At 57.9% G+C, this 7,281-nt stretch carries 5 protein-coding genes; 4 read left to right on the top strand and 1 reads right to left on the bottom strand.

Annotation, left to right across the window (positions count from 1 at the left end):
* Nucleotides 1-158 precede the first annotated feature (158 nt).
* The 4 genes from AC3G2C_RS19730 to AC3G2C_RS19715 all read left to right on the top strand — a co-directional run bounded on the left by AC3G2C_RS19730 (nucleotide 159) and on the right by AC3G2C_RS19715 (nucleotide 6,692).
* Complete coding sequence (locus AC3G2C_RS19730; RefSeq protein ID WP_488386337.1) at nucleotides 159-530, top strand: hypothetical protein; 372 nt, start codon at nucleotides 159-161, stop codon at nucleotides 528-530.
* Nucleotides 531-1,199: 669 nt separating this feature from the next.
* On the top strand, nucleotides 1,200-1,400 hold the full coding sequence (locus AC3G2C_RS19725; protein ID WP_488386336.1) for a hypothetical protein: 201 nt from the start codon (nucleotides 1,200-1,202) through the stop codon (nucleotides 1,398-1,400).
* A gap of 202 nt (nucleotides 1,401-1,602) precedes the next feature.
* A complete protein-coding gene (locus tag AC3G2C_RS19720) occupies nucleotides 1,603-6,288 on the top strand; it encodes an RHS repeat-associated core domain-containing protein (protein ID WP_488386335.1) in 4,686 nt (1,561 codons plus the stop codon).
* 2 nt (nucleotides 6,289-6,290) lie between these two features.
* Complete coding sequence (locus tag AC3G2C_RS19715; protein WP_488386334.1) at nucleotides 6,291-6,692, top strand: barstar family protein; 402 nt, start codon at nucleotides 6,291-6,293, stop codon at nucleotides 6,690-6,692.
* Nucleotides 6,693-6,825: 133 nt separating this feature from the next.
* On the opposite strand, the gene AC3G2C_RS19710 is transcribed toward AC3G2C_RS19715, so the two are convergent.
* Nucleotides 6,826-7,095, bottom strand: a complete 270-nt coding sequence (locus AC3G2C_RS19710) for a hypothetical protein (protein ID WP_488386333.1) — start codon at nucleotides 7,093-7,095, stop codon at nucleotides 6,826-6,828.
* Nucleotides 7,096-7,281 lie beyond the last annotated feature (186 nt).

Below are 7,281 nucleotides of genomic sequence, written 5' to 3'. Positions count from 1 at the left end.
GTCTTCTCGCTATCGGTGATGTGACGCCGAAGTCTGGGTGCCATGCAACACTCCTTCCGCTTGCGCGTCTATAGTGTGTTGCTTTGACCGGCTGAAGTCGCAACCCAAAGCGGACATGCCGGGAATTGGTTAGTGAGTCGCCATAGCGAGGAAGAGCTGTGAGTCCCATCGACGAGTTCAAGGAACACTTGCTTGAGGCAGAGCGCGTCCTCGACACGGAGTTCTCATTCGATCTGGCCGAGCCGAACTATGTTCGCTGCTTAGAGGTCATCGCCGCCAATCCGTCGCGCAGGGCTGAGTTTGCCAAGGCGCTGATGGGCCTATTCGACAGCAAACTCATCAGTGATGAGCCGGTCGCTTTCCTCATGCACGCGCTGCGGTGGCCCGATGTCCGTTCGTGGGCGGTTGAGTCGCTGCGGACGATGGCCAGCCCCGAGATACATGGGCGTCCTTATGAAAAGATCATCAAGGCATACGAGCCAGACTGGGGGAATCGTGAGTTCTACCAGTCATTCCAGGGCGCTCATTAAGATAAAGGCGACTGTCCGCTTCCGACCCAGAGCGGACTTTTCATTTTTGCCTACAGGGGCGAGGAATGGCTCACGGATTGGATCTACCGGATTACCCAGGTGCGCCGTCAGCCACCTTTGAGATCTCTACGGCCACTTCCGAGTTCGCGAAGCTGTGCGTGGTCCTACTCGCCACAGTCTTGTTCTTCGTTGGAGGGTATATGCACGGGGGCTTGAAGGTTGGCGTCATCGCCATGACGCCTCTTGCGCTCATTTCCCTGCTTGCGGCCATATCGACCTTGAATGAAACATCGAGCGTCAATGTCGACGACCAAGGTCTACAGAGGTCGTTTCGCGGGAAGGTCTGGCAGGCGGTTGCCTGGGAAGACATCAATCTGATTAGGCTGACGGCCATACGGCGGAGCGACACAGCCAAGCCCGTGGAATACATCCAGGTCCGGCTAAGTGCCCATGGCATTTTTCGCTTCCCGTCTCGCGGAACGATGGTATTTCCCTGCCAGTTCTCGAACTACAGCGTATTCGTTGCGCTGATGAATCGATATATCGGAAAGCACAATCTACAGGTCGAGGACTGCAGGTCGGGATCGGCAATACGGGTAGACCGACTTTAGGTCCGCTACCGACCCATAGCGGACCCAAGAAACGGGAAGGACTTATGGAGTTGCATGAATGTTCGAACGGGGAATCATCTTCTTCCTTTTCCTTGTGCTCTTTGTCGGCGTGCTTCACGGACTCAAGTCCGGCAGCACGGTTCTTCTGTTGCAAACCTATAAGAGGTCAGAAGACCCCGGTTTTTATTGGGCGGGCATCGCCGTGGCGGGCGCGGGCGCTGTGGCACTACTCGCAGTACTAATTTTTGGTCAGATCTGAATGCGCCGTGTCTGCCCGCTGTCACTAGTAGGGGGAAGCGTCCGCTTCCGACCCGTATTGGCGCCGACATCGTCATTCATCTCGAGAAATGTGACGCATAGCACGTCGACTTGATGCTCTCTTAACGGGGGGGCTTTGGTATATCTCCAATTGAGCGTCCATCCCGACGCCGACAGCTCGGATGTCATACAGGGGAATAGCCATGATCGGTCGCGTAGCGTTGCTCGTCTGCTGCTTCGTTATGTTTGGATTTCGTCCATCGCCCGTTTTATCGGCTCCCTATGGCAGTGAACCGGCCCGTGCTTCTACTGCACCGATTGGTGCACAAAGCCTCACTATCGAAACGACGCGGGCCCAATTGGTTACGACGTTGGCCACGTCGACGAACCCTACCTACTATGGCCCTCCCTACTATCAGTATGGCTACCACAACAACGGCCCTTTCGGGTCGATCAGTTCAGCCATTACTGCGTGGTGGGCTGACTACAAAGCGAAATATCCTTGGGCGTTTCCGGGGTGCAACTACGCGGTTCAACTTCTCGATCCAACGACTAGAAATAACAATGATGGCCAGTACGGCGAGGTCGCCCAGATGCCACTGTCGGGCACGTGTGGTGGCTGGGGTCGCGTCACGTCAACCGCCTCTGCTTACAAGACAGGCAAGGCCCTTGGAAAGCCGTGCAACTGCGTAGGGGACCCCATCAATTTCGGTACTGGCAACGAATATCGCGACGACGTAGATCTGGGGATCGGTCCGTTAAGCCTCCATCGCTACTACAACAGCCATACCGCGATCGAAGCCTCACATATTGGCGCGCACTGGCGGCACACGTTCGATCGCAACCTCCAGTATGTGCACGATTCGACAATCAGCATCGTGACGGTTCAGCGCCCTGATGGTTTGCAAGTGGTTTTTACGCTGCAGTCCGGCGCATGGGTCCCTGACGCGGACGTCGCAGATACGCTGGCTCCGATCTACGATGCCTCCAGCAATCTTCAAGGTTGGTTTTACACCAACGCCGCCACACGCGAATTGGAGGACTACGACGCACTGGGTCACCTACTCTCAATCACCGACGTCAACAAGCAACTGACCGTTTTCACTTACAGCGATGCCTCGACGCCTGCAGGTATCGCACCAGTTGCAGGTCTTCTGCTGACGGTAACTGATGCGCAGGGACGGCAGCTGTCGTTTACCTACAACGGCCAGGGCAACGTCGCAACGGTCACGCAGCCAGACGGTGGAGTGACAACTTACAGTTATGACGCGAGCGGTAATCTCGTCAAGGTAACCTATCCGGACACGCATTATCGGCAGTACGTCTATAACGAGGGCGCGCTGACGTCCAACACCAATCTCCCGAACGCACTGACAGGCGAAATTGATGAGAAGGGCACGCGCCTGACAGATATCGGCTACGACAGCCTGGGTCGCGCGATCCTGTCCCGGAGGGCGGGGAGCGTAGACGTCACTCAGCTTAGCTATGGCGCGAACGGCGCCAACACGGTGACCTACCCCAGTGGTGCTCAGGTTACGTACGGCTTCAGCATTCCGAACGGGTCCGTGCATGCCAGTTCCGCCAGTGGGCCGTGCGGCGTGGACTGTGGCCAAGGTTTTGCGTCGCTGACTTTTGACACGAACGGTTATCCTGCCACGGGCATGGACTTCAACGGTCATATCACCAAATCTACCTACAGTGCTCAGGGGCTACTCACGATACAGGTCGAGGCCTCGGGCGAAAGCACGCAACGCACGATCGCCTCCACTTGGGATGTCACCAATCGAGTGCCCCTTACTCGCTCGATCAGCGATGCAAGCGGCGCGGTGAAAGCGATGACAGCCTGGGTCTACAACAGCCGCGCCCAAGTCACCGCGCGCTGCGAAATCGATCCGGTGGTGGCCAGCGGCTACACCTGTGCCAATACGGGCACCCCACCGACGGGCGTCCGTCGCTGGACTTACGCCTATTGCGATGCGGTGGATAGCTCGCAATGCCCATTCATCGGGTTACTGCTCAGCGTGGATGGCCCACGCACCGACGTGTCGGATGTCACGCACTACGTCTATTACCTGTCCACCGACGAGTCGGGCTGTGGTACGGCGGGTGGCACGTGCCATCGTGCCGGCGATCTTTACCAAGTGATCAACGCCCTGGGCCATGTCACCAGCTATCTGGCATACGACAAGAACGGCCGCGTGGTCCGCCAGTCCGACCCCAACGGCGTAATCACGGATTTGTCCTACACGGCGCGCGGCTGGCTGGCGACGAGCACCTTGCGTGCGAACGCCGATGGATCGCCTTCAGGCACTGACGCGGTGACGCAGATTGGTTACGACGCGACCGGCAACGTGACCAGGGTCACTGACCCCGACGGGGTCTACCTTAGCTACACCTACGATGCAGCTCACCGCCTCACCGACATCAGCGACGCGCTGGGCAACCGCATCCACTACACGCTGGATGGCGCGGGGCACAGAACGCAGGAACAGATCTTCGACCCCAGTGGCCTCGTACATCGCACGTTGTCGCGCACTTTCAATACCTTTGGGCAGCTCACCCAGGTCACGGATGCCCTTAGCCATGCCGTGTTCAACGCCTCCTATAGCGATAGTTACGATGCCAGCGGGAACCTGACGCACACCGCCGATGCCTTGGGCACCCAACGCAAACAGAGCTATGACGGGCTTAACCGCCTCGTCAGCGCGATCGACAATTACAACGGCACCGACACAGCGACGCAGAACACACAAAGCGTGTTCGCCTATGACTCCAACGATCGCTTGCAGGGCGTCGGAGACCCAGATGGCCTCAATACTACCTACGGCTATGACGGGCTGGGAAATGCGACGTCGGTGCAGAGTCCGGATACCGGTACCACTGCCTACATCTTTGATGCGGCAGGCAACCTCACCCAGCGCACTGACGCCAGCGGGGTGGCGAGTAATAGCACCTTCGACGCTCTCAACCGTCGCACTGCCACCACCTATGTCGACGGCACGCTCAATGTGGCCTACGGCTACGATGAGCCCAACAGCGTCACCGGTTGTGCCAGCTCCTACCCCGTCGGTCGCTTGACCCGCATCATCGAGACGGCGATCACCACGGTGTACTGCTACGACGCACACGGCCAAATCACTCAGAAGCTTCAGACCCTAGGCACGGTGACCGATGCCACTGGCTACGGCTACACTCTGGCCGGCCGCCTGGCTAGCACGCTGACGGCAAGCGGCACGTCCATCCAGTACAGCCGGGACGCGGCCGGCCGCATCAACGGCGTCACCGTGCTGCCGCCCGGTACATCCAGCGCGGGTACCGGTAATACCGTCACGGCAATCAGCTACCTGCCATTCGGTCCAATCACCGGCTACACCTTGGGCAACGGTCAGACTGTCACGCGCACCTACGACGCCAACTATGCACTCACCGACGTGGTGAGCCCGGTGCTGAACCTGCATTTCGCTCGCGGTGCGATGGGCAATATCTCTGCCCTTGGCAGCGCTTCCGGTGCCAACCCAGCCGTCGAGACCTATACCTACGACCCGTTGTATCGCCTCACGGGCCTGTACGACGCCAACAGCAACGCCGAGGAGACCTATACCTACAGCCGTACCGGTGATCGCCTGAGCAAGACCAGCAACGGCTTGGCGACCGGCACGTACTCCTACCAGAGCGGCACTCACCACCTGGCCAGCATAGGCAATGCATCTCGAGTCTACGACGCCAACGGCAACACCACTGGCAGCGTAGTAGGCGGCAACGCCTATGGCTTCGGCTACAACGGCCGCAATCGCCTGACGGTGGCGCAGCTCAACGGCAGCACCGTGGGCACCTACACCTACAACGCCATAGGCCAGCGCACGGCGAAGGTGGCAACCTTCCCAGCAGCGAGCAATCAGCGCTTCGTGTACGACGAGAACAGTCAGCTCCTGGGGGAATACGGCAGCAATACACGTGACTACATCTGGTTGGACGACTTGCCGGTGGCCGTGGTCGATACCACAGGCACTGCCAGCACGGTTAGCTATGTGCATGCGGATGGGTTGAATACGCCACGCGCCGTCGCTGACGCCAATGGCAACACCGTCTGGCAGCTCGCATTCCAAGGAAATCCGTTCAGCGAGCAGCAGCCAACGAGTGCGAACGGGTTCGTCTATAACTTCCGTTTCCCCGGCCAGTACTACGATGCAGAAAGTGGCTTAGTGCAGAATGTCAATCGTGACTATGAACCAGCCACGGGTCGGTATGCTCAAAGTGACCCAATCGGTCTCCGTGGAGGGTCGAGCACGTACGGTTACGCGGGCGGGGCTCCCCTGATTTACACAGATTCGTTTGGTCTGTTCCTGACCACAGTCGATGCGACCTGCATGCAGGACCCCAAGTTCTGCGCTGAAATCTTTGGTGACATATCGAGATCGGAAGGCACGATCCAAGCAAAACTCGGCGATAAGTGCGCGGAGGAACGCGGGGAAGCAGCAGCGAACTTGTTTGATGCGCTGGGCAATATCGGTGCAGCCGCGCAGATCGCATCTTCAGCTAGAGGATCACTCCCTGGTGCCAAACCTTCTATCCCTCGAATAACGCCAGGTTCCTTGAATCCAGCAGAGGAACAGGGCTTGCTTGAAGCGCTGGGACACGTGGACGCCGGCACAGTGCCAGCCTCCCCATTAAACAAAGGATGGGGACGTCAATTTAAAAATTGGGGTGGAGACCTGCCAGGCCAAAGCGGTGCTGCCTCACCATATTTGGAGTATCGAGTTGCTCCCGCAGCCGGGACTGCAGGGCCGGGCGCCAGGCGTCTTGTGGTAGACAGCACTACCGGAGATGCGTACTACACTTGGACACACTACGGTGATAGCGGCGCACCTGCGTTCGTAAGGATACGATGACCATGAGTATTCAAACGGGTCTGAACCAGATCGACAGCGACGAAGAGCTTGCTCTGGTGGCTTCAAACCTAGAGCGAGAGGGCTGGAAAATCTACACTCTGCCACGTGATATCCAAGACGCTGATCAATTCTTCGAAGCGGTTCGTTCCATTTTGCCACTTGATCCACCGGTTCAAACCAACGGAAATTGGGATGCTTTAAGCGATTCGCTCTGGTCAGGACTCGATGCCGCCCGCGAGAGAAGGGTCGTCATCGTTTGGCCGAACAGCCGTTCAATGAGTGACGGAGACGAAAAAGGATTCGCAATCGCGAAGGCCGTTCTCGAAGACGTTTCAAGGACGCTGTCGGACCCGACACAAACTGCAAGCATCATCACGCAGCTGGTGATTCTAGAAACCATCTAAAAAAAGGGGGATCAAAGGAATCCATGTCCGAAATTGAAATAGGATCCTGATTCGAGCTTGTAGGTCGACGACTTTTGTGCCGCCTTTGCACAGCGGCGCGATAAGCCTGTTTAGCGTTGTTGTGCTCGCCCTGCTAACCGATCAGTCGCGGGTTATCAAAGAGGGCGTTCATTTCGGGCAGACCGAACGCATTTTCGGCAGCCTCCACCGTAAATGAAGCGTGCTCGTCGGTACTTAGATCGATGATTCTTGCCATCGCTTCGTGAAAGTCGTAGGAGCAAACAGCGGTTTGTTCCGGCCTGATTTCACGGGGTTTCAAGGGAATGGACGGGCCCGCCGCACCGCAAAGGTCGGGGGCGACGATGCGCAGGTGGCAACGAAAAGTGCAAGCGAAGCGCTCCATAGCGTCATTGTCATACCGCCCCTATTTCACTTTAGGCCCGCAGTAAGCTTGTCAGAGGTGCAGCCGGAGCGTCCGCTTCCGACTGCGACTTCAGCCGGTCATTGCAACACATTGCTGGAATCGTTCGGCCGGCGTTTCAAAGTTCAACGTCTGCCGAGGTCGCTCATTCAAGCGTCGAGCCACGGC

This window comes from Frateuria sp. sgz306004 (assembly GCF_057750885.1).
Note: the sequence above shows the minus strand (reverse complement) of the source record. Positions and strands in the feature narration are given on the sequence as shown.